Source organism: Pseudomonas sp. LJDD11 (genome assembly GCF_024584215.1).
GTDB lineage: Bacteria > Pseudomonadota > Gammaproteobacteria > Pseudomonadales > Pseudomonadaceae > Aquipseudomonas.
In genome coordinates this window covers 273,353-298,857 of sequence record NZ_JANJFL010000003.1, presented here as the reverse complement: position 1 = coordinate 298,857, position 25,505 = coordinate 273,353, and the positions used below count along the sequence as shown (strand labels likewise).

Here is a 25,505-nt window from a genome sequence, read left to right as displayed (position 1 = left end):
TTCCAAGAAAAAAGTAGGTCGCCCAGCAGGGCGAAACCTGCCGCCCAGACGCCGCGAAAAGGGATTTTCCATCGCTCGAAATGGCAAGAGTGCTTCGCCAGCAGAGCTGCCTCCCACAACAGCAAAACATCCAACAAAAAAGCCCGGCCTCTTCAACAGGGGCCGGGCTTTTGCAGTACAGCAACAGCGATCAGCGACGACGGAACAGCGGCAGCGGCTCGTCGGTGGCGGCCTGATAAGTCACCGAGAAGTCCTTCAGACTCTCCAGCGCCTCATAGGGGTCTTTGTCCGGGCGAATGGCAAAGGCATCGAAGCCGCAGCGTCGCAGGTAGAACAACTGGTCACGCAGCACATCGCCGATGGCGCGCAGTTCACCCTTGAAACCATAGCGATCGCGCAACAGTCGGGCATTGGAATAGCTGCGCCCGTCGGTAAAGGCCGGGAAGTTCAGGGCGATGACCTGGAAGTGCTGCACGTCATCACCGATTTCCTCGGCTTCTTCATCGCTGTCCAGCCACACGCCCAGGCCGCCGTCGCGGGCTTTGAGGGCATGGCCGTGCTCACGCCACAGCACCAGCGGTACGATCAGATCGTCGCAGTTCGACAGGCTGTCAAAGGTCGTGTCCTTGGGCAGCAGGTGCCAGGTTTCATCGACGACTTCGTTGTTCTTAATGATTCGCTGCATAGACGCGCTCCTTGAAAGGGTCGATGCCAATACGGTTGTAAGTGTCGATAAAGCGCTCGTCTTCGGTACGTTTTTCGATGTACACGTTGATCAGCTTCTCGATCACGTCAGGCATGACTTCCTGGGCGAAAGACGGGCCAAGGATCTTGCCCAGGCTGGCGTCACGGCTGGCGCTGCCGCCGAGCGACACCTGGTAGAACTCTTCGCCTTTTTTGTCCACGCCCAGGATGCCGATATGACCCACGTGGTGGTGACCACAGGCGTTCATGCAGCCGGAGATGTTCAGGTCCAGTTCGCCGATGTCGAACAGGTAGTCCAGATTGTCGAAACGGCTCTGGATCGATTCGGCGATCGGGATCGACTTGGCGTTGGCCAACGAGCAGAAATCACCGCCCGGGCAGCAGATCATGTCGGTGAGCAAGCCGATGTTCGGCGTTGCGAAGCCGTTTTCGCGCAGCACGTTCCACAGCTCGAACAGGCGCGATTGTTCAACGTCAGCGAGAATGATGTTCTGCTCGTGGGAGGTGCGCAGGAAACCGAAGCTGTACTGGTCGGCCAGGTCGGCGATGGTGTCGAGCTGCTTGTCGGTGACATCACCTGGCGCTACGCCGGTAGGCTTGAGCGACAGTGTAACAGCCACATAGCCGGGTTTCTTGTGCGCGAGGGTGTTGCGCACGCGCCAGCGGGCAAAGCCCGGATGCTCGGCTTCCAGTGCGGCCAGTTCCGCATCCTGGTTGCTCAGCGTTTTATAGGCCGGGTCGACGAAATGTTTGGCAACGCGCTGCAGTTCGGCTTCGGTCAGGGTGGTCGAACCACCACGCAAGTGGGCCATTTCGGCCTCGACCTTCTCGGCGAACACTTCAGGCGTCAGCGCCTTGACCAGGATCTTGATCCGCGCCTTGTACTTGTTGTCGCGACGGCCATAGCGGTTGTAGACCCGCAGGATGGCGTCCAGGTAACTCAACAGGTCCTGCCACGGCAGGAATTCGTTGATGAACGCGCCGATCACCGGGGTACGGCCCAGGCCGCCACCCACCAGTACCCGGAAGCCCAGCTCACCGGCTTCGTTGCGCACCGGCTCCAGGCCGATGTCGTGCATCTCGATCACGGCGCGGTCGCTGGCTGCGCCATTGATGGCAATTTTGAATTTGCGCGGCAGGTAGGCGAACTCAGGGTGGAAGGTGGTCCACTGGCGCACGATCTCACACCAGGGGCGCGGGTCGATGACTTCATCGGCCGCCACACCGGCGAACTGGTCGGTGGTCACGTTGCGCAGGCAGTTACCGCTGGTCTGGATGGCGTGCATCTGCACGGTGGCCAGCTCTTCGAGAATATCCGGGATGTCTTCCAGTGCCGGCCAGTTGTACTGGACGTTCTGGCGGGTGCTGATGTGGGCGTAGCCCTTGTCGTAGTCACGGGCGATCTTGGCCAGCATGCGCGCCTGGCGCGAGTTCAGCTGACCATAAGGAACCGCCACGCGCAGCATCGGCGCGAAACGCTGGACATACAGGCCGTTCTGCAGCCGCAGTGGCCGAAACTCTTCTTCGCTCAGCTCACCGGCCAGGTAGCGGCGGGTCTGGTCACGGAACTGCTTGACGCGGTCCTCGACGATTCGCTGATCGTACTCATCGTATACGTACATATAGGTCCTGCTCTCAGGCTTCAATAATGCTGCGCGGTGGCCGGTCACGTCCCATTCGGGTGGGGCTGCTCCGGGTCCGGCACCATCTGGACAATTCTGCTTCTGCGCGCACGGTCGCGCACTCCATGCGGAGCGGTGGCGAAGATACCAGCTTGCTGATATCGGTAAAAGTGATGTTTATATATATGCAAATCGCTAAAAGCGATATGCATCACGCCATCGGTCATGCCCGCACTTGAAGTATGGTTAAAGGACGTCTTAACTGCACCTATCTCTTATTTTTCCATCTGCATTCCTCCACAAGACCGATAAAAGGCGATGCGATGAGCAACCCACACAAAGCTGGAAAATCCGACAGTTCAGTCGATGCCTGGGCGATCTTCTTTCTTATATTGCTGGTAGCGGGGGCGGGAGTCTTCTGGGTCAGTGGTCAGTAGCGCGCCGGCTCTGCTACCGCCGCTCTCAGCTTTTGCCGCGCCCCGCCGATAACCAGGGTTCAACCCCCCGTGGAGCGGACGGCCACCCTTGGTAAAGGATTTATCGGCGGTCAAGGTTTCAACAGCGAGAGCGGGCTGGCTGGCCCGCTCACTGGCGATGCTGTGCGCGCTGGGCTGTGGCTCTGGCTGGGCGGCGTCAGTGGTATTTCTAAGCCCCGGCCCTGCGTCAGATGGCTATTGGAACAGCTACGCGCGAGTCATGCAGGCCGCTGCGGATGCAACCGGTATGGCATTGCGCGTGGAGTTCTCCGACCGCGACACACGCACCCAGGTCGATCTGGCGCGGCAGACCCTCAAAGGCGATCAGCGCCCCGATTATCTGGTGTTTTCCAACGAATTGAACGTGGCCCCGGAAATCCTGCGTCTGGCCGAAGGCAGCGGGGTGAAGTTGTTGCTGGTCAACAACACCCTGAGCCTCGATCAGCGGCGGATTCTCGGTGATTTGTCGCAGCGTTACCCGGACCTGCTCGGCAGCCTGCTCGGTAACGACGAGCAAGGCGGGTATCTGACCGCCAAGCGCCTGATCAAGCAACTTGGCCCGCTGGCGCCAGGGCAGAGTGTCGACATGCTGGCCTTCTCCGGCACCAACGCCACCCCGGTGTCGCTGTTGCGGGAAAAAGGCATGCGTCGGGCAGTGGCTGAACACCCTGAAGTGAACCTGCGTCAGGTGGTGCTGGGTGTCTGGCGCCGCGAGCGGGCGCTGGAGCAGGCGCGCATGCTGTTCAAGCGCTATCCGGACACCCGGCTGGTGTGGGCCGCCAACGAGCAAATGGCCTATGGCGCCATGGACGCTTTGGCAGAAATCGGCGGCGTCGCCGGTCGAGACGTGTTGTTCAGTGCGATCAACGGCACTCCCGAATCGTTGCAGGCGTTGCTCGATGGTCGCCTGTCGGCAGTGGCCAGCGGGCATTTCACTCTGGGGGGTTGGGCGCTGGTGTTGCTCAGTGACTATGACCGCCAGCGGGTGGGCGGGCCAATGCCACTGGGTGAGCGTGAGATCGATGTCCTGCAACTGGTGGAGCCAGGCGAAACCGTGCGTCTGCTGGAGGCGGCCAGACGCGACAGTTACCGGGTCGACCCGCAGGCGTTTACCAGGCCCGCCACGCCCGGCGATTCGCCATTCGCCTTGCGGCATATGCTGCCTGCCAGTCAGGCCCCGACGAAATAAAGCACCAGCCGCGCAATCAACAACAACCCCAAGACAAACACCAGCGTGAAGCCTGCACCCAGCACGATAAAGTGCCAGGGCTTGTCGTGGGCGAAGTCGCGCTCGCGGTTGCGGTTGCTTTGCACGCCGAAGGCCGCGGCCAGAACGCTTTGCAGCATCTGCCAGAAGCCGGGCGGGTCGGGTTTTTCAGGTGGCGGAGTCTGGAGGTGCATAGAGAGGTACATGGGATTGCCCTGCGCAGGCATGTGTCAGGCAGGGTAGTCGCGCAGAGGAGGTATTGCTGGGGCAGGCGACGTACAACCGCTGCCGGATGCCCGACGGTAACAAACCGTACCACTTCGATACCTGCGATGCGGGCAGGAATGGAACGAAATCAAAGTGCCACTAGTCTTAAGGGTTGCAGAAACCACAGGATCGGCCGATACGATCCCATGAGGGCAGAGTTCAGTCCTGCTCGATCCAGGCTGGAAAGGATCATCCGCTCGGTTATTTATCTGGCTGTATTTTCAGAGCGTCGCCTGATGAAAAAAACACTGCTGGGCGTGCGAGCGTTGATGTCCGTACCCAAGGACAACCCTGGTCTGGTCAAGGCGCAGTACATCGCGCTGTCTCGCCAGTTGCCCATGATGTATTTCATCCTGCTGATCAACACCCTGATGCTGGCCGGCACTCACTTTGCGGTCGCGCCGCGCTGGTTGGTGGTGTATTGCCCGTTGATCATGACCTTGTTCGGCGTGGTTCGTGCGGCGCAATGGATATGTACGCGCAAGCGCACCTGCAGCCCGGCGCAGATGCTGACGGCGCTCAAGCGCACCAATATGCTCGCGCCGTTTGTCGCCGTGGCGTTTACCGCCTGGTCGCTGGCGCTGTTTCCCTATGGCGACAGCTATACCCAGGCGCATGTCGCCTTTTATATGGCGATCACCGTCATCGGCTGCATTTTTTGCATGATGCACCTGCTGCCAGCCGCGCTGGCCACCACAGCAGTGGTCAACACAGCGTTCGTGGTGTTCTTCGCGTCCACCAATATCATTACCTTCGTTGCCACTGCGATTGACGTCCTGCTGGTGTCGATCGCCATGCTGGTCATTCTCAAGGCGCAGTACGCCGACTTCACCCGGCTGGTGAACATGCAGGCGCATACGGCAAAACTCAGCGAGGAAAACCTTCACTTGGCCAATCAGGACAGCCTGACCGGGCTGGCCAACCGGCGGCAGTTCTTTTCCCGCCTCGATACGCTGCTGTCCCGCGCTCGCGAGCAGGAGATTCGCCTGGCCGTGGGGCTGATCGACCTGGATGGCTTCAAGCCGGTCAATGATCTATATGGCCATAGCATCGGTGACAAGCTGCTCTATCAGGTTGGCCAGCGCCTGACCGGGCTGCTTGATGAAGAGGTGCACCTGGCCCGGCTGGGCGGTGACGAGTTCGGTCTGATCTTCACTCAGGCCATGAGCGACGATCAGTTACTTGGGGTTGGCGAGAACATTTGCGCCAGCATGCGCGAGCCGTTTCTGCTGGTCGACATTCCGATTCAGATCAGTGCTTCACTGGGCATTGCGACGTTCCCGGATCACGCAACCTGCGCCACGCAAGTGTATGAGTACGCCGACTACGCCCTGTATCAGAGTAAGCGCCACCGCCCCGGCACGGTCTGCCTGTTCAGCGCAGCCCATCGCCAGCAGCTCAATCGCGAAGGGCTGACCGAACAGGCCCTGCGCAGGGCCGATCTGGAGGGTGAGTTTTACGTGGTGTTTCAGCCCATCGTGGACATTCGCCGTCAGCAAACCGTCGCGTTCGAGGCCCTGGCACGCTGGGAAAGCCCGGAGTTGGGTAACGTGCCGCCCGGTGATTTCATCCCGATTGCCGAGCGCGTCGGCATGGTCAATCGCCTCACGCTGCCGTTGCTCAGCAAGGCGCTGGAGGCGGCCGCGAGCTGGCCTGCGGGCATGCGCCTGTCATTTAACCTGTCCGCCCACGACTGTGGTTCCGAGGACGCCGCCCAGCAGATCGTCGAGCTGATCAGCAACAGCGGCTTCGACCCGGCCTGTCTCGATCTGGAAATCACCGAAACCGCGGTCATCCAGGACCTGGCGCAGACCCAGCGAGCGATCAGCCGGTTTCGTGAACTGGGCTGCGGTATTTCTCTCGACGACTTCGGCACTGGTTATTCCAGCCTGAGCCAGATCCACGCGCTGTCGCTGACCAAACTGAAGGTGGACCGCACCTTCGTCACCAACATCCACCTCGACCCGGCCAGCTTCAAGATCGTCAAGTCGCTGATTGCCCTGTGCCAGGACATGCAGCTCGAATGCATCGTCGAAGGCGTGGAAACCGCCGCAGAACTTGATGCCCTGAAAAACCTTGGCTGCGCCTGGGCCCAAGGCTACCTGTTCTCCAGACCCATGCGCGCCAGCGACATCGGCGCCTGGCTTGACGGCGAGCAACTGGCCAGGGTCCAGGCGGTTTGATCCGCCGCCCCGGCGCCACGCTGTCGTGCAACAAACCCGCAACCCCCGTAGGACCGGCTTTAGCCGGGAAGCCTTCGCGGCTAAAGCGGATCGCCGCCCGGCCGCTCCTACGGGTTATTCGTCATAGCCAAGGTTCGGTGCCAGCCAGCGCTCGGTGACTTCCAGCGATTGCTGCTTGCGGGCGGTGTAGCTTTCGACCTGATCCTTGTCGACCTTGCCCACGGCAAAATATTGCGCATCCGGATGGGCGAAGTACCAGCCGCTGACCGCCGCGGCCGGGAACATGGCGTAGTGTTCGGTGAGGAACACCCCGCTTTTGCCAGCCGTGTGGATCGGCGTGCCGGCCGGCAACGGGTCGAGCAGGTTGAACAGGCTGCTCTTCTCGGTGTGGTCCGGGCAGGCCGGGTAGCCGGGGGCAGGGCGGATACCGCGGTACTGCTCGCGGATCAGCGCTTCGTTATCGAGTTGCTCGTCGGCGGCATAGCCCCAGTACTCTTTACGCACCCGCTCGTGCAGCCACTCGGCGCAGGCCTCGGCCAGTCGGTCGGCCAGGGCCTTGACCATGATCGCGTTGTAGTCGTCGCCATTGTCCTGATAGGCCTTGGCCACTTCTTCGGCACCGATGCCGGCGGTGGTGATGAACCCGCCCATGTAATCGGTCACGCCGCTGCTTTTCGGTGCCACGTAGTCAGCCAGCGAGAGGTTCGGTTTGTCATCGGGCTTGATGGTTTGCTGGCGCAGGTGATGCAGGGTCGCCAGAGTCCGGCCATCGTCAGCGTAGACTTCCAGGTCGTCATCGTTGATCTGGTTGGCCGGCCAGAAGCCGAACACCGCGCGCGCGCTGATCAGCTGTTCGTCGATCAGTTTACGCAGCAGTTGCTGCGCATCGTCGAACAGAACGGTGGCCGCTTCGCCGACCACTTCGTCGGTGAGGATGCGCGGGTACTTGCCGGCCAGGTCCCAGGAAATGAAGAACGGCGTCCAGTCGATGTACTCGGCCAGCACATTGAGGTCGATGTTTTCCAGCACCCGGGTGCCGGTGAACGTCGGCACTGCCGGGGTGTAGCCGGCCCAGTCAAACTTCGGCTTCTTGGCCACGGCGGCGGCGTAGGGCAGGCGCTCGGTGCGGCTGCTGCGCGCTGCGGTGCGCTCACGCACCTGGACATATTCTTCGCGGGTTTTCTCGACAAAGCCCGGCTTCAGCTCTTTGGACAGCAACTGGGTGGCCACGCCGACGGCGCGTGAGGCGTCGGTGACGTAGATCACCGCGTCGTTACTGTAACGCGGCTCGATCTTCACCGCGGTGTGCGCCTTGGAGGTGGTGGCGCCGCCGATCAGCAGCGGCAGGTGGAAGTCCTGGCGTTGCATTTCACGGGCGACGTGGACCATCTCGTCCAGCGACGGGGTGATCAGCCCGGACAGGCCGATGATGTCGCACTTCTGCTCTTTGGCGACCTGCAGGATCTTCTCGGCCGGCACCATCACCCCAAGGTCGACGATGTCGTAGCCGTTACAGCCCAGCACCACGCCGACAATATTCTTGCCGATGTCATGCACGTCACCCTTGACCGTGGCCATCAGGATTTTGCCCTTGGCTTCGGGCTTGTCGCCTTTCTCGGCTTCGATAAAGGGGATCAGGTGGGCCACGGCCTGTTTCATTACCCGGGCGGATTTCACCACTTGGGGCAGGAACATCTTGCCTGAGCCGAACAGGTCACCGACGGTGTTCATGCCGGCCATCAACGGGCCTTCGATCACCTCGATCGGCCGATTGAACGACAGCCGCGACTCTTCGGTGTCTTCCACGATAAACGCGGTGATGCCTTTGACCAAGGCGTGCTCCAGGCGCTGGTTGACCGGCCAGCCGCGCCACTCTTCGGTTTCAGCTTCTTTGGTGCTGCCGTCGCCACGGTAGTCATCGGCGATGGCCAGTAGCGCGTCGGTGCCTTCCGGGGTGCGGTTGAGCACCACGTCTTCGACCTTCTCACGCAACGCCGCCGGGATCTCGTCATAGATCTCCAACTGGCCGGCATTGACGATGCCCATGGTCAGGCCGTTCTGGATGGCGTGATACAAAAACACCGAGTGGATGGCTTCGCGCACCGGGTTATTGCCGCGGAACGAGAACGACACGTTGGAGACCCCGCCACTCGACAGGGCGAATGGCAGATGGTCGCGGATGTAGGCGCAGGCTTCGATGAAGTCAACGGCGTAGTTGTTGTGTTCTTCGATGCCGGTGGCCACGGCAAAGATGTTCGGGTCGAAAATGATGTCTTCCGGCGGGAAGCCCACTTCATTGACCAGAATGTCGTAGCTGCGCTGGCAGATCTCGCGCTTGCGTGCGGCGGTATCGGCCTGGCCGACTTCGTCGAAGGCCATCACCACCACGGCAGCGCCGTAGCGCTTGCACAGCCGGGCGTGATGCTTGAATGCCTCGACGCCTTCTTTCATCGAAATCGAGTTGACGATGCCCTTGCCCTGGATGCATTTGAGGCCGGCCTCGATGACTTCCCATTTCGAGGAGTCGATCATGATCGGCACTCGCGAGATATCCGGCTCACCTGCGATCAGGTTGAGGAACCGGACCATGGCCGCCTGGGAGTCGAGCATCCCTTCGTCCATGTTGATGTCGATCACCTGGGCACCGGCTTCGACCTGTTGCAGGGCCACTTCCAGCGCTTCGGTGTAGTTCTCTTCACGGATCAGCCGGGCGAACTTGGCCGAGCCGGTGATGTTGGTCCGCTCACCGACGTTGACGAACAACGACTGGCGATCGATGGTGAACGGCTCAAGGCCCGAAAGGCGGCAGGCTTTGGGAATCTCGGGGATCACGCGCGGCGCATGCTTGGCCACGGCCTCGGCGATCGCCTTGATGTGCGCAGGCGTACTGCCACAGCAACCGCCGATGATGTTCAAAAAGCCGCTGGCGGCGAACTCTTCGACCACTTCGGCCATCTGTGCCGGGGTTTCGTCGTATTCACCGAACGCGTTTGGCAAGCCGGCGTTAGGGTGCGCCGAGACGTGGGTGTCGGCTTTGTTCGACAGCTCTTCGAGGTACGGACGCAGGTCCTTGGCGCCCAGCGCGCAGTTCAGGCCGACACTGATCGGGTTGGCATGGCGCACCGAGTTCCAGAATGCTTCAGTGGTCTGGCCTGACAGGGTGCGGCCCGAGGCGTCGGTGATGGTGCCGGAAATCATGATCGGCAGTTCAACGCCGTCTTCTTCGAACACCTGCTGCACGGCGAAGATCGCCGCCTTGGCGTTGAGGGTGTCGAAGATGGTCTCGATCAGAATCAGGTCGGCGCCGCCTTCGATCAGGCCACGGGTGGCCTCGGTGTAGTTATCGACCAGTTCGTCGAAGGTGACGTTGCGATAGCCGGGGTCGTTGACGTCCGGTGAAATCGAGCAGGTGCGGCTGGTCGGGCCGAGGACGCCGGCGACGAAGCGCGGGCGGTCCGGGGTTTCGAGGGTTTTCGCATCGGCCACCTGGCGGGCGATACGTGCGCCTTCTACGTTGATCTCGTAGACCAGCGCTTCCATGCCGTAGTCGGCCTGGGACACTTTGGTGGCGTTGAAGGTGTTGGTTTCAAGGATGTCGGCACCGGCATCCAGATAAGCCTTCTCGATGGCACCAATCACGTCCGGGCGGGTCAGAAGCAGCAGGTCGTTGTTACCTTTGACGTCGCTGGGCCAGTCGGCAAAGCGCGCGCCGCGATAATCCTGCTCTTCGAGCCGGTAGCTCTGGATCATGGTGCCCATGCCGCCATCGAGGATCAGGATCCTCTGTTGCAGAGCATTCAGGAGAGCTTGATGGCGGGCGCTGCGATCAGACATTGAGGGCTACCTAGCAAAGGCCACAGATGAAAAGGCCGTATAAAGAAAGGCCGAAATAATACCAAAGCACGACCGTTTTAGCGTTGCTCGGGCATTTACATGAAAATTGCTCATCTTGGCGACCTTGAACCGTTATAGACTGATGGCCATTGGCCTTGGGGAATCAACCGGATATGCCGTACCGTCTGCTGGCAGGACTTGCCTTGTTGCTGTCATGCTGCACGCTCCAGGCGCGTGATTTGCCTGCACCTGCTGCCTCACCTGTTTCCTACACCCGTGATATCCAGCCGATCCTCACCGACAAGTGTGTGGCCTGCCACGCCTGCAACGATGCGCCGTGCCAGCTTAATCTGGGCAGCGGCGAGGGCGTGTTGCGCGGGGCCAATAAAGTGCCGGTGTATCAGGGCGAGCGCTCTCGGGCGGTTGACCCGACCCGGCTGTTTTACGATGCCAATGGCACGGCGGCCTGGCAGCGCAAGGGCTTTTATTCGGTGCTTGAGGCACACGGCGGGCAAGCGGCGTTGATGACCCGGATGCTGGAGTTGGGTCAACAAAAGCCGTTGCCGCCCAACAGCAAGATTCCGGATGACATCGTGTTGGGCCTGAACCGCGAAAACCTTTGCCCGTCGCCGGAGGAGTTCAACGGCTACGCTGGCGCGCACCCGACCCAGGGCATGCCCCTGGCGGTGACCGGCCTGACCGCCACTGAGCACCAGACCCTGCAACGCTGGCTGGCGGCCGGCGCGCCGATAGACCAGCAGCCGCTGCAGGCCAATGCCGTGGAAGCGGCGCAGATCAAAGAGTGGGAAGCGCTGCTCAACCGCCCCGGTGCCAGCCAGGCGCTGGTCGGCCGCTGGCTGTATGAGCATCTGTTTCTGGCGCACATTTACTTCGACAATGGCGACCCCGGACATTTCTTTCAGTGGGTGCGCTCGCGCACCCCAAGCGGCAAACCGGTGGACATCATCGCTACCCGGCGGCCCAACGACGATCCTGGTCGCACCGAGTTCTACTACCGTCTGGTGCCGGTGCAGGGTGTGATCGTCCACAAGACCCACATCACCTACGCGCTGAGTGCGCAGAAGCTCAAGCGTGTGCAGGAGCTGTTCTATAACAACGACTGGCACGCCAGCGCTGTGCCGGGTTACGGCCCAGGGCATCGGGCCAATCCGTTCCTGACCTTCGAGGCAATTCCGGCCAGGGCGCGCTATCAGTTCATGCTCGATAACGCCCAATACTTTGTGAACAGCTTCATTCGCGGGCCAGTATGCCGGGGGCAGATCGCCACCGATGTGATCCGCGACCACTTCTGGGTGCTGTTCCAGGAGCCGGCCAGCGACCTGTACGTCGACGATGCCCGTTATCAGGGGCAAGCTACACCGCTGCTGGCCATGCCGGGGCAGAACGATGACGTCGGCAGTGTTCTGAGTCTGTGGCTGTCCTACAAGGATCGGCGTAACGACTATGAAAACCTGCGGCGCGATCACTACGCCGATGCGCCGCCGGCCGATTGGTCGACGCTGTGGAAGGGCAACGACAATGCCTTGTTGACGGTGTTTCGCCACTTCGACAGTGCCACGGTAAGCAAGGGCCTGATTGGCGATGTGCCGAAATCCACCTGGCTGTTCGACTATCCGCTGCTGGAGCGCACCTATTACCAGTTGGTGGTCAACTTCGATGTGTACGGCAATATCGCCCATCAGGCCCAGACCCGGCTGTATTTCGATCTGATCCGCAACGGCGCGGAAATCAACTTCCTGCGCCTGATGCCGGCCAACCGGCGTGAAGCGTTGCTCAGCGACCTGTATCAGGATTCGGGCAAGATCAAGATGTGGCTCGATTACCAGCGCATCGATGACGACACGCCGAGCCGTCTGCAACTCGATGAAAAGCACACGGTGCGCGACTTTGCCCGGCAATTGATCCAGCGCATGGGGCCGCTGAATGCGGCTGCGGACCCGATCAACCGTTGCCCGGCTTCCGGTGCCTGTGTGCGTGCCGGGCTGGCACCGCAACTGGCCCATGCCGAGCAGGTGCTGAGCCGGCTGGCGGCAAAACCTGCGGGGCAACTGAAGGTCATCGAGTGGATGCCCGAGGCCACCATGCTGCGGGTGGCCGACAGCAGCGGCCAGCGCGAGGTGTACAGCGTACTGCGTAACCGCGCCCACAGTAATGTGGCGTTCCTGCTGGGGGAATCGTATCGCTATCAACCCAGGCTCGACACCCTGACGATCTACCCCGGGGTACTGAGCAGCTACCCGAACTTCATGTTCAACGTGCCGGCCGGCGAGGTTGAGGCCTTTGTCGAGGCGATGCGCCAGGTCAGCGATCAGTCAGGCTTCGAGAGGCTGGTCGAGCGTTGGGGTGTCAGGCGTACCCACCCGCAGTTCTGGAGCCTGTTCCATGACCTGAGCCGCTACATTCAGGAGCATGACCCGCGAGAGTTCGGGGTGCTGGATATGAATCGTTACGAGAACCTCTGAGGTCCGGTTCTGATCGCTGGTTTTCAGCTGCAGGCCTTGCCAGACATGGCCTGCAGCCATTATCGATTGACCGGCGGTACGGGTTTTTCAAGACCTTTTGTGATTTGCGGCTGTCAGTAAACCTGCGTGTCCCGCCAACCCGGTGCGGACGATTCAGTGAGAGCACAGCGCACACACGAGGTTCAGGAATGCTGATTTCGGTTCAGGCCCTGCGGGCAGTCGCGGCATGGGTAGTGGTATGTCATCACTTCATGCAGATCTTTTTTGATTTCAAGGCCAGCGGGCCGATCGGCGAGTTTTTCGTCGCCAAGGGCGCGGTAGGCGTCGATATCTTTTTTGTCATCAGCGGCTTGGTCATCTACCTGTCGACCCACGAGCGGGACATGCCTGCCTCGCGCTTCATTGCCTTGCGCCTGTTACGTATCGTGCCGGCCTATTGGTTGTACACCCTGGCCATGGGCCTGTTATTGCTGTTCGCTGCGCCGTGGCTGCCGCATCAGGTGATCGGCTGGCAGAACTTTCTGCTGTCGCTGTTTTTCATTCCTTCGGAAAACCCCGGCGGCTACGGCCTGTATCCGACCCTCAATGTCGGCTGGACGCTGAATTACGAGATGCTGTTCTACCTGTTGTTCTCGATGGTGTTCCTGTTCGAGCGTCGCCATCGGCCACTGATCATTGCCAGTGCGTTGTTCGTGGTGACCGAGGTGCTGGCGCGCAGCGGTCTGATCAGCCGCTTCTACGGCAACGACATCGTTTATGAATTTCTGCTGGGTATCGGTATTGGCATGGCCTATCAGCGTGGCTGGATTCGCCAGGCGGTGTGGCTGCCGCTGGCCGGTGTGGCGCTGGGGCTGTTGCTGATCCAGAACCTCGACAATAGCCAGCGCCTGCTGCACTGGGGGCTGCCGAGTGCCTTGATCGTACTGTGTTGCGTATCGCTCGAACCGCTGTTTCGCGGCAGCAAGCTGCTCAAGAGCCTGGGCGACTGTTCCTATTCGGTCTACTTGCTGCACGTGTTGGTGCTGTATGGCGGGCTGCTGTTGGCCCAGCGTTACAGCCTCAACCCGTACGTGGTGTTTGCCTGCTGCGTGCCGGTGATTGCGGTGGGGGCCTGGCTGAGCTACGAGTGGGTCGAGAAGGGCCTGTATCAGCGCATGCGCGCCAGGCTGGATGCACGGCGCAGCGGGCGCCAGGCGCAGGCCGTTTGATGAATCGGTGCTTTCCTGACAACAGCACTAGGTTTTGTGCGCCGCCCTCGATTGGCGTAAACTCCCGGCAAGTCTGCGAGGAATGTTCATGACCGCCATAACCATAACTGATGCTGCCCACGACTACCTGGCTGATCTGCTGGAAAAGCAGAATACCCCCGGTATAGGCATCCGTGTTTTCATCACCCAGCCCGGCACTCAATATGCCGAGACCTGCATCGCCTACTGCAAGCCCGGCGAAGAGAAGCCAGAAGACAAGGCTCTGGGCCTCAAGCGCTTCACCGCCTGGATTGACGGCTTCAGCGAAGCCTTTCTGGACGATGCGGTGGTCGATTACGCCACCGACCGCATGGGCGGCCAGCTGACCATCAAGGCGCCCAACGCCAAGGTGCCGATGGTCAATGCCGACAGCCCGATCAACGAGCGCATCAACTACTACCTGCAAACCGAGATCAACCCGGGGCTCGCCAGCCACGGCGGCCAGGTCAGCCTGATCGACGTGGTGGAAGAGGGCGAGCAGAACATTGCCGTGCTGCAATTCGGCGGTGGCTGCCAGGGCTGTGGCCAGGCGGACGTAACCCTCAAGGAAGGTATCGAGCGCACCTTGCTCGAGCGCATTCCCGAGCTGCACGGCGTGCGCGACGTGACCGACCACACCCAGAAAGAAAACGCCTACTACTGATTGTTGTCTGGTGTTTCCCATGCTCGTAGGAGCGGCTTCAGCCGCGAAGCATTAAGCATGTTTTCGCTGCTAAAGCAGCTCCTACGTCAGCCTCAATACAGTTCGCTTAAGCACTGAATGCCCCCGGCTGGTCCCACCGGTCCAAATAAACAGTATTGACGTTACTTCCGTGCCCTCAAGGCCGGTACAGATGCGCATGCCCGGCCCGATACAGCGCCGATTCGGCAAAGTTGTCTGCCGCCAGCACCCGCCCCACAACGATCAATGCGGTGCGCCGAAAGCCTTTGGCCTGCACCTTTGCCTCGATATCGGCCAGCGTGCCGCGCACCCAGTCCTGGTCCGGCCAGCTGGCACGGTGCACCACTGCAATCGGGCAGTCGACGCCATAATGCGGTAATAGCTCTTCAACAATCCGCCCGATATTCTTGATCCCCAGGTGGATCGCCATGGTCGTGCCGTGGCGTGCCAGGTCGGCCAACGCTTCGCCGGCCGGCATCGGTGAGGTGTCGGCGTAGCGGGTCAGGATCACGCTTTGGGCAATGTCCGGCAGCGTCAGCTCGGTTTCCAGCAACGCCGCGCAGGCGGCGGTGGCGGTGACGCCGGGGATGATTTCGAATGGAATCTGCAGTTCGCGCAGGCAACGAATCTGCTCGCCGATCGCGCCATACAGGCTCGGGTCGCCGGAGTGCACGCGGGCCACATCCTGGCCCTGTGCATGAGCAGATTTCATCAAGGCAATGATCTGTTCGAGGTGTAATTCGGCGCTGTTGACCACTTGGCTGGCGCCATGCCCCTCCAGGACCGCCACCGGCACCAGTGAGCCGGCATAAATAATGACCGGGCAGCTACGAATCAGACGCTGGCCTTTGACGGTAATCAGCTCCGGATCGCCGGGGCCGGCGCCGATGAAATAGACAGTCAATCGTTACTCCAGAACAAGACGGCGAGTGCTTTGTGGGAGCGAGCTCTGCTCGCGAAAGGGCCCTCACAGGCTATAGAAATTCAAGGGTGCTGGTCAAAGGCGCTAATCGCCAAGGCAAATGTCGCCTGGCGAGTCTTGCGGTACTCGATCAACAGCCGCGCAGGGGCATTGCCCAGCTGGCTGGCAAGGGCCAGCGCCGCGCTTTCAGCCACCCCATAACAGCCGGTATGGGTCAAGGTCAGTGCAGAACGATGAGTCAGTTGCGGCTCGAACACCTGCAATTGCGCAGCGCTGAAAAATACCAGAGGCAACTGCAACTGCCCGGCCAATTGCAATAAGCCTGGGGTCTGGCGGCGTTTGTCGATTGAAGCCAGGCCGCTGACGGCGTCCAGGGTCAGGCCGTGTTGCGCCAGGCTGGCTTCAATCAACGCCAGCAGCGCCTCGGCCGGGCAGTCCTGATGACAGCCCAGCCCGATCGCCATGCAGCTGTCAGGACTGGCGGGCATGGCCGCGGCGGAACAGCCAGGCACTGACGGTGCCCAGGGCAACCCAGAACACTACGTTGGTCACCAGCGAGGCAATGATGAACTGCGATTCCAGCGCCTCGGGTGCCAGGCTCGAATGCTCGACCGGCTGCGGCGCACCGAACAGATGCGGGGCGATCAGCCAGGCAGCGCCCAGCAGTTTCAGCCATAGGCTTTGGCCAAACACCATCAGTGCCAGACCCGCGGCCGTGGCGGCAGCGGTGGAGATCCACCAGGTCTGGCGCTGGCCCAGTTCGGCCGCCGCGGTCCCCGGCAATTCAGGCGGCAGGCCGAGGGTCGGGGCCAGGACGAACACGGCAAAGCCGGCCAGTCCCCAGAACGCGCCCTGCGCCGTGCTGTTCGGCGCGCGCAGGGTATACAGGCCTGCCAGCATCAGGGCAAACCCGACCGCCACCACCAGATTACCGCCGGTGGTCGACAGCAGCCGCTGCCAGCCGTCTTCAGGCTCCCAGGCTTCGGCGTCGTGTTCGTGGCTATGGGCCGCCACTGGTTCGCCCGCATGGCTGTGCTCTTGGGCGGCTGGGGCTTGCTCGAAGGTTTCTGCCTCAAGAATCAGCGGCGTGACCCACAGGCTTTGCACCAGGGTCAGCAGCAGGGCGGCGAGCAGGCCGCTGAAACCTGCGGTGTGCAGGATGCGCTTGAACATGACGGGCTCTCGATCAATGGCACGGGAAGGCGGCGCTGTGGCGCGTATCGTGGGCGGCGTTGTGCACCGCATCGATATGCGAGAAACCGGCGAAATACACCAGGCTGCAACCGATGACGACAGCGCCGATGGCGGCTGTCAGGCGCTGGCTGAGAGTGGCGGGGGTGGTGACCGACTGGCTGCTGCTGATGCTCGACATGACACTGGCCTCTTGTTGTGAAACGGGCAGGCATGCGCACCAACCCCACCATGAAAATGGCAGGCATCGACGGCGCCCGCCCACCGCGGGGTTGTCCAATAAAGTGATTGCGGGCCGGTCTCCGGGCTTGCGAGGGACACACAGGGTGTCTGACAAAGATCGCCTTCCCGCGCGTATGCACAGTGGATAGACCTTTCGCTCGCTTACCGTTGCGGGGGCAGCACCGGACTTTGTCTGGTCAATGGACCTGAGCAGCACCGGTTTCCCGTTTCACCCCGTGAGGGGCACCCGTAACAAGGTGTGTAGCAGAGCATGGGCGTTCAGTAACGTCAATCTCGGCGTTGACCTGTCGGTGCCCACTGCGTAGCCTTGCGGCCTTGAGGTTCCTTACGCGAGTGAGGCTAAGACGGGAATGCGGTCCCAGATCTGGAAAGTCCGCAGCTGCCCCCGCAACTGTAAGCGGTCATGTTCGCTGCCGTGCCACTGCTCAACGAGCGGGAAGGCGCAGTGAATGCCTTGAAGTTCAAGGCTCCCCGCAAGCCAGGAGACCTGCCTCTAAGCATTCTCACTACAACCGGGCGGGGTGATCCGGTGGCGATCTCCAGCGAGCCATGCGCCGCTGTCGTCCTGCTTGCCCGCCGTATTGCCAAAGGGCATCCGATGAAAACACTGGCCAAGCTCCCCGTCACCATCGTTACCGGCTTTCTCGGCTCGGGTAAAACCACCTTGCTGCGGCATATGCTCGACAACGCCGAAGGGCGCCGTATCGCGGTGATCGTCAACGAATTTGGCGAGTTGGGCATCGACGGTGAAATCCTCAAGCAGTGCACCATCGGTTGTACCGAAGAAGAAGCCAGCGGTCGGGTTTACGAACTGGCCAATGGCTGCCTGTGCTGCACCGTGCAGGAAGAGTTCTTCCCGGTGATGCGCGAACTGGTCGAGCGGCGTGGCGATCTGGACCATATCCTGATCGAAACCAGCGGCCTGGCGCTGCCCAAGCCGTTGGTACAAGCTTTCCAGTGGCCGGAAATCCGCAACGCCTGCACCGTTGACGCGGTGATCACCGTGGTCGACAGCCCGGCGGTCAAGGCCGGCACTTTTGCCGCCTACCCCGATCAGGTCGATGCGCAGCGCAAGCTCGACCCTAACCTGGACCATGAGTCGCCGCTGCACGAGCTGTTTGCCGACCAACTGGCCAGCGCTGATCTGGTCATCCTCAACAAGGCCGACATGATCGACGCTGACGGTCTGGCCGCCGTGCGCGCCGAAGTGGCTGAAGAACTGCCGCCGGCGGTCAAGGTCATCGAAGCCAGCAACGGCCGCCTGCCGCTCAACGTTCTGCTGGGGGTTGGCGCCGAGTCTGAACTGCACATTGACGGGCGCAAGACTCACCATGATTCTCACCATGACGGTGAGGAGGATGACGATCACGATCACGACGCTTTCGATTCGATCTCCATCAAGCTGCCGCAAGCCGAAGAGGCTGTGTTGCTCAGTGCCCTTAATCAACTGGTGGTCGAATACGGCATCCTGCGCGTCAAGGGCTTCGCGGCCATCCCTGGCAAACCGATGCGCTTGCTGATTCAGGGCGTGGGTACGCGCTTTGACAAACACTTCGACCGCGCCTGGCGAGCCGATGAAGAGCGCGCCACGCAACTGGTGCTGATCGGTCAGGAACTGGACGCCGCTCAGCTTGAAGCGCGTCTGAACGCGGCACTGGCCGGCTGACCCATGCACCTGCTGCGAACCCAGCCCGGCGGCTTTGTACCCGACGACAGCATTGCCGATCTCGGCCAGACCCCCGCCGAGCTGGTGATTCTCTGCAGCGGCGACTCCAGCCTCGCGCTGCTGGCCGAAGCCGCCCGGCAACTGCCGGATGACTACCCAAGCCTGCGCCTGGCCAACCCGATGCAGGTCCAGAACCATGCGTCGGTCGATCTGTATGTCGAAGACGTGCTGCAGCATGCACGGTTGATCCTGATCTCGCTGCACGGCGGCATTGGCTACTGGCGCTACGGCGTCGAGCGGCTGATGGAGCTGGCCGGGCGCGGCGTGCAGGTGATCCTGGTGCCCGGTGATGATCGCCCGGACCCTGAGCTTGCCGATCTTTCCACGGTGCCGGCCGCCGAGCGTGACCGACTCTGGCAGTACCTGCGTCAAGGCGGGCTGGATAACGCGCTGAACCTGTTCCATTGCGTGGCCAGCCACTGGTTGCAGCGCCGTTACCCTTGGCAGGAACCGCAGGCCTTGCCGCGCACCGCGATTTATCATCCGCAGCACGGCACCACCGAGCTTGCCGGTTGGCAAGCCGACTGGGACAGCGACGCGCCGGTGGCGGCGCTGCTGTTCTACCGCTCGCACTTGCAGGCAGCCAATACCGGTTTTATCGACCTGTTTTGCGCCCGTTTACAGGCCCAGGGCCTGAATCCGCTGCCGATTGCCGTCGCCAGCCTGAAGGAGCCTGGCTGCCTGAGTGTGGTCGAAGACTGGCTCGATGAGAGCAATACAGCACTGATCCTCAACACCACCGGGTTTGCCCAGTCCAGCCCGGAAGCGCCGCATCTGCGCCCGTTTCGCCGCAATATCCCGGTGATCCAGGCCATTTGCGCACAAGACAACGAGCCGGCCTGGCAGGCCAGCGAGCTGGGCCTGGGGTCCCGTGACCTGGCCATGCACATCGCCTTGCCGGAACTGGACGGGCGCATCATCAGCCGACCGATCAGTTTCAAGGACCTGGCCTGGCGCAGTGAGCGCAGCCAGTCTGATGTGGTCTGCTACCGCGCCCAGCCAGAGCGCATGGACTTTGTCGCTGCCCTGGCGCACAACTGGGCGCAACTGGCCCGGCTGGCCAATGCCGACAAGCGTGTTGCACTGATTCTGGCCAACTACCCGACCCGCGATGGGCGTATCGGCAACGGTGTCGGTCTGGATACCCCGGCGGCGGCGCTGAATATTTTGCGCGCCATGCAGCAGCAGGGCTATCCGGTGCAGGACCTGCCCGCCAGCGGTACCGAACTGATCCAGCAGTTGCTCGGTGGCGTGACCAACGACCTGGAAACCCTGGACCTGCGCCCCTGCCAGCAAAGCATGGCGCTGGACGAGTACCTGCAGGCCTTTGCGCAACTGTCGAGCGCCAATCAGGCGGCCGTGACTGAGCGCTGGGGCGCGCCGCAGGCTGACCCGATGTTTCGCAGCGGGCGTATGATGATCGCCGGCATCCGCTTGGGCCTGACCTTCGTCGGTATTCAGCCGGCGCGGGGTTATCAGGTCGATCCGAGCGCCGTTTACCACGACCCCGACCTGACACCGCCGCATGGTTATCTGGCGTTCTACTTCTGGCTGCGCAAGGCCTATGGCATGCATGCGGTCATTCATGTCGGCAAACACGGCAACCTGGAATGGCTGCCGGGTAAAGGCGTAGGGCTGTCGGCCGAGTGTTGGCCTGATGCGATTCTTGGCCCTACGCCCAATATCTATCCGTTCATCGTCAATGACCCGGGCGAGGGCGCCCAGGCCAAGCGGCGTACCCAGGCGGTGATCATCGATCACCTGATGCCGCCATTGACCCGCGCCGAGACCTACGGGCCGTTGCGCGACCTTGAGCTGCTGGCTGACGAATACTACGAAGCGCAACTGCTCGACCCGCGCCGTGCCCGCGAGCTGCAAAAGCAGATTCTGCAACGGGTGCGTGACACCCGTCTGGATCAGGAATTGGGGCTGGAGGCGTCGAGCAACGCCGAAGAGGATGCCGCGCTGTGGTTGCCGCGGCTGGACACTTATCTGTGTGACTTGAAGGAGTCGCAGATCCGCGACGGCCTGCATGTGTTTGGCGAGTCGCCCAGTGGCCGCCTGCGGACTGACACTTTACTGGCTTTGCTGCGCATCCCGCGGGGTGACGGTCGCGGCGCACGCTCGAGCCTGTTGCGCGCCTTGGCCAAGGCCTTCGGCCTGGGCTTTGACCCGCTCGACTGTGCGTTGGCCGAACCGTGCGAGCATCCGCGCCCGGCCGCCTTGCTGACGCTCAGTGATGATCCATGGCGCACCTTGGGTGACAGTCGCGAGCGGCTCGAATTGTACGCCGCCGGCCTGATCGAGCGGGTCAGCGCCGGCCAGGCGCTGCTTGATGTGCCGCAGCACGAAGATCTGCAGTTGATTCTGGAGCACCTGCGCGAGCTGGTGGCGCCGCGCCTGGATGCGTGCGGGCCTGCCGAGATGCAAGGGCTGCTCGACGCCCTGGCCGGGCGTTTCGTGCCGGCCGGCCCCAGCGGTGCGCCGAGTCGCGGGCGGCTGGACGTGCTGCCGACCGGGCGCAATTTCTTCAGTGTCGACGTGCGCAATCTGCCGACCCCGACCGCCTGGCGCATCGGCTTTCAGTCCGCCAGCCTGTTGCTGGAGCGGCATCTGCAAGACCATGGCGACTACCTGCGCCAACTGGGCCTGTCGGTATGGGGCACGGCGACCATGCGCACCGGTGGCGACGACATCGCCCAGGCCATGGCCCTGATGGGCGTACGTCCGGTGTGGGCGACCGGCAGCCAGCGGGTCGATGACTTCGAAATCCTGCCGCTGAGCTTGCTTGATCGGCCGCGGGTGGATGTGACCCTGCGGGTATCGGGGTTCTTTCGCGATGCGTTCGCCAGCCTGATCAAGCTGTTCGATGCCGCCGTGCAGGCGGTGGCGGCGCTGGATGAGCCTGACGACATGAACCCGCTCGCTGCCCGGGTGCGCCAGGAGCGTCTTGAGCTGCAAGCCAGCGGCATGGATGCCGAGCAGGCTGCACGTCAGGCCGGCTGGCGGATTTTCGGCGCCAAGCCCGGCGCTTATGGGGCAGGCGTGCAGGGTGCTATTGACGGTCGCCTGTGGCAGAGCCGTGACGACCTGGCCGAGGTATACCTGAACTGGGGCGGTTACGCCTACGGCGCCAGTGATGACGGCACGCCGGCCCGCCAGGATTTTGCCCGACGCCTGTCGCAGGTCGAGGCGGTGCTGCAAAATCAGGACAATCGCGAGCATGACTTGCTCGATTCCAATGACTATTACCAGTTTCAGGGCGGCATGCTCGCCGCCGCCGACACCCTGCGCGGCGCCAAGACTGCCAGCTACCACGGCGATCATAGCCAGCCCGACTTGCCGAAGATCCGTACCCTCAAAGAGGAGCTGAACCGGGTGATCCGTTCTCGGGCGGCTAACCCGAAGTGGATCGACGGCGTGAAGCGCCACGGTTATAAAGGCGCCTTCGAGATGGCTGCGACCCTGGATTTCCTGTTCGGTTTCGATGCCACCACTGAACTGATCGACGACCACCAGTACGAGTTGCTGGCCGACGCTTATCTGCTGGACGGCGCAACCCGTGAGTTCATTCAGCAACACAACCCTGACGCGCTGCGCGACATGACCGAGCGCATGCTCGAAGCCCAGCAGCGCGGCCTGTGGCAGGCGCCGGGCGACTATCGTGAAGCGCTGGAAACCTTGCTGCTGGATATTGAAGAGAATTGAATCGTGCTTAATACCACCCCTACTGATCTGGCCGATGTCGCCCCACACTTCCCGCTGGCGGCGGTGGTTGGGGCCGATCAGCTAAAGCTGGCGTTGTGTCTGACCGCCATCGACCCGAAAATCGGCGGGGTCCTCATCGAAGGCCCACGGGGCATGGCCAAATCGACCCTGGCCCGTGGCCTGGCCGACCTGCTGGCAGGCGGTGCGTTTGTCACGCTGCCGCTGGGCGCCAGTGAAGAGCGTCTGGTCGGCACCCTCGACCTGGACGCGGCGCTGGGCCAGGGCAGGGCGCAGTTCTCTGCCGGTGTATTGGCCAAGGCCGATGGCGGGGTGCTGTATGTCGATGAGGTCAACCTGCTGGCCGATCACCTGGTGGATTTGCTGCTCGACGTCGCGGCCAGTGGCACTAACCTGGTGGAGCGTGACGGCATTTCCCATCGCCACGCAGCGCGCTTTATCCTGATCGGTACGATGAACCCGGAGGAGGGCGAGTTACGTCCGCAACTGCTCGACCGCTTTGGCCTTAACGTAGCCCTCAGTGGCCAGACGCCACCGACCGAGCGTGGGCAGATCATCCGCCGCCGTTTGCAGTTCGACAGCGACCCGCAGGCTTTCTGCGCTCAATGGCAAGGCGAGCAACAGGCGCTGCAACAACGCTGTGCAACGGCCCGTGAGCGGCTCAACCGCATTGAGCTGGACGAACAGAGCCTGAACCAGATTAACCAACGGTGTTTTGCCGCCGGGGTCGATGGCTTGCGGGCCGACCTGGTCTGGCTGCGCGCTGCCCGCGCTCACGCCGCCTGGCGCGGCGGCGAGGCGATTAGCGAGGAAGATATCGACGCAGTGGCCGAGTTCGCCTTGCGTCATCGTCGTCGTAATACCACCCCCATCGAAGATTCTGCTACCGAGTCCAGATCGCATTCCAACCCCGGTAATCAGCCAGAACAGCAGGATTCAGGCCAGGGCAGTTGGGGTGAATTACCGGCGCAGAATGTGCCCACCGCGCAGCGCCGGCAAGTGCCGAGCTGGCCAAAAAAGCCCTAGGCATTCGTCCCCGCCAGGCCAAGGGGGCGGATGCCAGCCCCAGGCGCGGCACACTGGCCGGTGGTCGACTTGGCGCCGCACGGGCAGGGCAGCATGGGCCAATTGCCTGGCTGCCGACGTTGCTGCGCGGCCGGCCCAAAGCCGCCCGCGACCTGATCCGCCAGCCGCGCAGCCAGCGCCCGCAAGAACTGCTGCTGGTGGTGGTCGACGCCTCCGCCTCGACCCGGCGCAATCAGGGGCTGAGCCTGGCCAAAGGCGTCCTGGCACAGACCTTCGACGATGCCTACCGCCGCCGGGCTCGCCTGGCATTGCTTACCGCCAGCGGCAGTCAGCCACGCTGGCAGCATCAAGGGCTCAAGGCTTCACGCGCTTTGCAACCCTGGCTCGACAGCCTGGGCGCGGGCGGCGGTACCCCGCTGGCTGAAGCGCTACACCAAGCGGCGCAGTGGCTGAGCCAACGGCGCAAGCGTCATCCTGCAGAGCAGCAACGGTTGTTGGTGCTGACCGATGGACGTCTCGCGCAGTTGCCAGCCTTGCCGGTGTTCGATTGCCCGGGGTTGCTGGTGGATATCGAAACCGGGCCGATCCGGCTGGGGCGGGCAAGGGCGCTGGCGGATGGATTGAGGGTCGAGTACCGGCACGTAGAGGATCTGCGATATGCCTGATACCGCGTCCTCGTATATCAGATAGTGCACATGTGGGAGCGTCCCTGGTCGCGAAGGGGGCATGACATTCACAGCAAATGTCCTGGTTTTACTGGCTTTTGCGTCGGAGTGCCGCCACACCAAGGTCCATTCCGGCGTTCAGGTCGGCCACAGCCACGCCGGCCCATCCAGCAAACCATGCTGCCCTTGCACTCGGGTCTGGCCCAGCTCCTTTTCCAGCACCAGGCTGACGCAATCCGGCGATTGCTCCAGCGCCTCTACCAGGCGGCTGGAGTGCGACACCACCCAGACCTGACTGCGCGTCGCCGCTTGAGCGATCAGCCGGGCCAATGCTGGAAGCAAGTCCGGATGCAGGCTGCTTTCCGGTTCGTTGAGCACCATTAGCGCGGGCGCTCGCGGGGTGAGCAGGGCGGCGACCAGCAGCAGATAACGCAGGGTGCCGTCGGAAAGCTCGCTGACCAGCAGCGGGCGCAGCATGCCCGGTTGTTGCAACGCGAGGATGAACAGACCATCGCGCACCTGGATCTGCATCGTGGAGCCGGGAAACGCATCGTTGATGGCGGCATCCAGCGCTTGCGGATCGCCAATCTCACGAATGGTCTGCAGCGCGGCGGCCAGATCGCGGCCACTGTGGTGCAACACCGGGGTGCGGGTGCCCACCTGTGGCTGGCGTGCCGGCGCCGCGTTGTCGGTGCGGAAATGATCGTAGAAACGCCAGTCGCGCAGCTGATTGCGCAGGGCTTCGATCTCCGGGCAGTCCAGGCTGCCACCGGTATCGAACAGGCTGTAAAACTCTGGCAGGCGGTTGCTCAAGCTGCGCCATTCGCGGTTGTCACGCATCCGCACGTTCGGGCCTTTGCGCTCCACCAGTACGGCGGCCGGGCGATACACGGGACCTGCCCAGATCACCTCGCGCTTGATCTGTGGGTCGCGGCTGAACAGTGACGGGCTGAGACGGCCCTCGCCGGAATTGGACTCCGGCAGACCCAGGCTTAGCGCGTAACTGAAGTCCTCACCGGCAAACCCCAGGCGCATGCGTTGTGGCGTACGGCGGTGCAGGCCTTGCACCGGAGCCTCACCGCGTAACACGGCCTTGGAAAACGTCTCCGGTCCCGCCCAGAAACATGAATCCAGCCCACCCTCGCGAGCAATACCTTGCACCACCCCGTCCTGGGCGGTCTCTGCCAGCAGGCGCAGGGCGCGATACAGGTTGGACTTGCCGCTGCCGTTGGCTCCGGTGACCACCGTCAATTTGCCCAGCGAGAGTTGCAGGCTGTGCAGGGAGCGATAGTTTTCGATGGCGAGGGTATGTAACAAGGGC

General features: G+C 62.3%; 18 protein-coding genes and 2 riboswitches. Of the genes, 9 read left to right on the top strand and 9 right to left on the bottom strand.

The features are described from left to right. Positions 1-190 precede the first annotated feature (190 nt). Both NRB16_RS06235 and NRB16_RS06230 read right to left on the bottom strand, forming a co-directional pair. The gene (locus NRB16_RS06235) at positions 191-685 is read right to left on the bottom strand and encodes a DUF934 domain-containing protein (RefSeq protein WP_045490934.1); all 495 of its coding nucleotides are present in this window, start codon (positions 683-685) and stop codon (positions 191-193) included. Beyond that, positions 669-2,327, bottom strand: coding sequence for a nitrite/sulfite reductase (locus tag NRB16_RS06230; protein WP_257105719.1), 1,659 nt, complete (start codon positions 2,325-2,327; stop codon positions 669-671). The genes NRB16_RS06235 and NRB16_RS06230 overlap by 17 nt, the downstream gene beginning before the upstream one ends. A gap of 594 nt (positions 2,328-2,921) precedes the next feature. Here NRB16_RS06230 and NRB16_RS06225 point away from each other — a divergent pair. Continuing rightward, positions 2,922-3,992 (top strand): ABC transporter substrate-binding protein, encoded by a 1,071-nt coding sequence (locus tag NRB16_RS06225; RefSeq protein ID WP_257105741.1) that lies wholly within the window; start codon positions 2,922-2,924, stop codon positions 3,990-3,992. On the opposite strand, the gene NRB16_RS06220 is transcribed toward NRB16_RS06225, so the two are convergent. Next, positions 3,974-4,204, bottom strand: a complete 231-nt coding sequence (locus NRB16_RS06220) for a DUF2970 domain-containing protein (protein WP_253112516.1) — start codon at positions 4,202-4,204, stop codon at positions 3,974-3,976. The two genes, NRB16_RS06225 and NRB16_RS06220, sit on opposite strands and share 19 nt — an antisense overlap. Positions 4,205-4,513: 309 nt before the next feature. Between NRB16_RS06220 and NRB16_RS06215 the strand changes: the two genes are divergently transcribed. Next, the gene (locus NRB16_RS06215) at positions 4,514-6,460 is read left to right on the top strand and encodes a bifunctional diguanylate cyclase/phosphodiesterase (RefSeq protein ID WP_257105718.1); all 1,947 of its coding nucleotides are present in this window, start codon (positions 4,514-4,516) and stop codon (positions 6,458-6,460) included. A 114-nt stretch (positions 6,461-6,574) separates the two neighbouring features. On the opposite strand, the gene metH is transcribed toward NRB16_RS06215, so the two are convergent. Further along, positions 6,575-10,294 (bottom strand): methionine synthase, encoded by a 3,720-nt coding sequence (gene metH / locus NRB16_RS06210; protein ID WP_257105717.1) that lies wholly within the window; start codon positions 10,292-10,294, stop codon positions 6,575-6,577. Positions 10,295-10,467: 173 nt separating this feature from the next. Between metH and NRB16_RS06205 the strand changes: the two genes are divergently transcribed. From NRB16_RS06205 to nfuA, 3 genes are all read left to right on the top strand, one after another. Then, positions 10,468-12,777 carry a fatty acid cis/trans isomerase gene (locus tag NRB16_RS06205; protein ID WP_257105716.1) on the top strand — a complete coding sequence of 770 codons (2,310 nt, stop codon included), beginning with the start codon at positions 10,468-10,470 and terminating at the stop codon, positions 12,775-12,777. Positions 12,778-12,965: 188 nt separating this feature from the next. Next, positions 12,966-13,985, top strand: a complete 1,020-nt coding sequence (locus tag NRB16_RS06200) for an acyltransferase (protein ID WP_257105715.1) — start codon at positions 12,966-12,968, stop codon at positions 13,983-13,985. Positions 13,986-14,073: 88 nt separating this feature from the next. Next, positions 14,074-14,667 carry a Fe-S biogenesis protein NfuA gene (gene nfuA, locus NRB16_RS06195; RefSeq protein ID WP_045490950.1) on the top strand — a complete coding sequence of 198 codons (594 nt, stop codon included), beginning with the start codon at positions 14,074-14,076 and terminating at the stop codon, positions 14,665-14,667. A gap of 175 nt (positions 14,668-14,842) precedes the next feature. On the opposite strand, the gene cobM is transcribed toward nfuA, so the two are convergent. The 4 genes from cobM to NRB16_RS06175 form a co-directional block, all read right to left on the bottom strand. Then, positions 14,843-15,589, bottom strand: coding sequence for a precorrin-4 C(11)-methyltransferase (gene cobM / locus NRB16_RS06190; protein ID WP_253140869.1), 747 nt, complete (start codon positions 15,587-15,589; stop codon positions 14,843-14,845). Between the two features lie 80 nt (positions 15,590-15,669). Further along, positions 15,670-16,071 carry a cobalamin biosynthesis protein gene (locus tag NRB16_RS06185; protein ID WP_257105714.1) on the bottom strand — a complete coding sequence of 134 codons (402 nt, stop codon included), beginning with the start codon at positions 16,069-16,071 and terminating at the stop codon, positions 15,670-15,672. A gap of 7 nt (positions 16,072-16,078) precedes the next feature. Continuing rightward, positions 16,079-16,780: a CbtA family protein gene (locus tag NRB16_RS06180; protein ID WP_257105713.1), complete on the bottom strand. Its 702-nt coding sequence runs from the start codon at positions 16,778-16,780 to the stop codon at positions 16,079-16,081. A 13-nt stretch (positions 16,781-16,793) separates the two neighbouring features. Further along, complete coding sequence (locus tag NRB16_RS06175; RefSeq protein WP_045490958.1) at positions 16,794-16,979, bottom strand: CbtB domain-containing protein; 186 nt, start codon at positions 16,977-16,979, stop codon at positions 16,794-16,796. A gap of 94 nt (positions 16,980-17,073) precedes the next feature. After that, positions 17,074-17,286: riboswitch (cobalamin riboswitch) on the bottom strand. A gap of 56 nt (positions 17,287-17,342) precedes the next feature. Continuing rightward, positions 17,343-17,551, top strand: a riboswitch (cobalamin riboswitch). A gap of 88 nt (positions 17,552-17,639) precedes the next feature. Here NRB16_RS06175 and cobW point away from each other — a divergent pair. The 4 genes from cobW to NRB16_RS06155 are packed head-to-tail and all read left to right on the top strand — an operon-like array spanning position 17,640 to position 24,184. Continuing rightward, on the top strand, positions 17,640-18,707 hold the full coding sequence (gene cobW / locus NRB16_RS06170; RefSeq protein WP_045494723.1) for a cobalamin biosynthesis protein CobW: 1,068 nt from the start codon (positions 17,640-17,642) through the stop codon (positions 18,705-18,707). A 3-nt stretch (positions 18,708-18,710) separates the two neighbouring features. Further along, positions 18,711-22,475 carry a cobaltochelatase subunit CobN gene (cobN, locus tag NRB16_RS06165; RefSeq protein ID WP_257105712.1) on the top strand — a complete coding sequence of 1,255 codons (3,765 nt, stop codon included), beginning with the start codon at positions 18,711-18,713 and terminating at the stop codon, positions 22,473-22,475. A 27-nt stretch (positions 22,476-22,502) separates the two neighbouring features. Further along, complete coding sequence (locus tag NRB16_RS06160) at positions 22,503-23,519, top strand: ATP-binding protein (protein WP_257105740.1); 1,017 nt, start codon at positions 22,503-22,505, stop codon at positions 23,517-23,519. Positions 23,520-23,572: 53 nt separating this feature from the next. Then, a complete protein-coding gene (locus tag NRB16_RS06155) occupies positions 23,573-24,184 on the top strand; it encodes a VWA domain-containing protein (protein ID WP_253140934.1) in 612 nt (203 codons plus the stop codon). Positions 24,185-24,322: 138 nt separating this feature from the next. On the opposite strand, the gene NRB16_RS06150 is transcribed toward NRB16_RS06155, so the two are convergent. Then, positions 24,323-25,501, bottom strand: a complete 1,179-nt coding sequence (locus NRB16_RS06150) for an AAA family ATPase (RefSeq protein ID WP_257105711.1) — start codon at positions 25,499-25,501, stop codon at positions 24,323-24,325. Between the last annotated feature and the right edge of the window lie 4 nt (positions 25,502-25,505).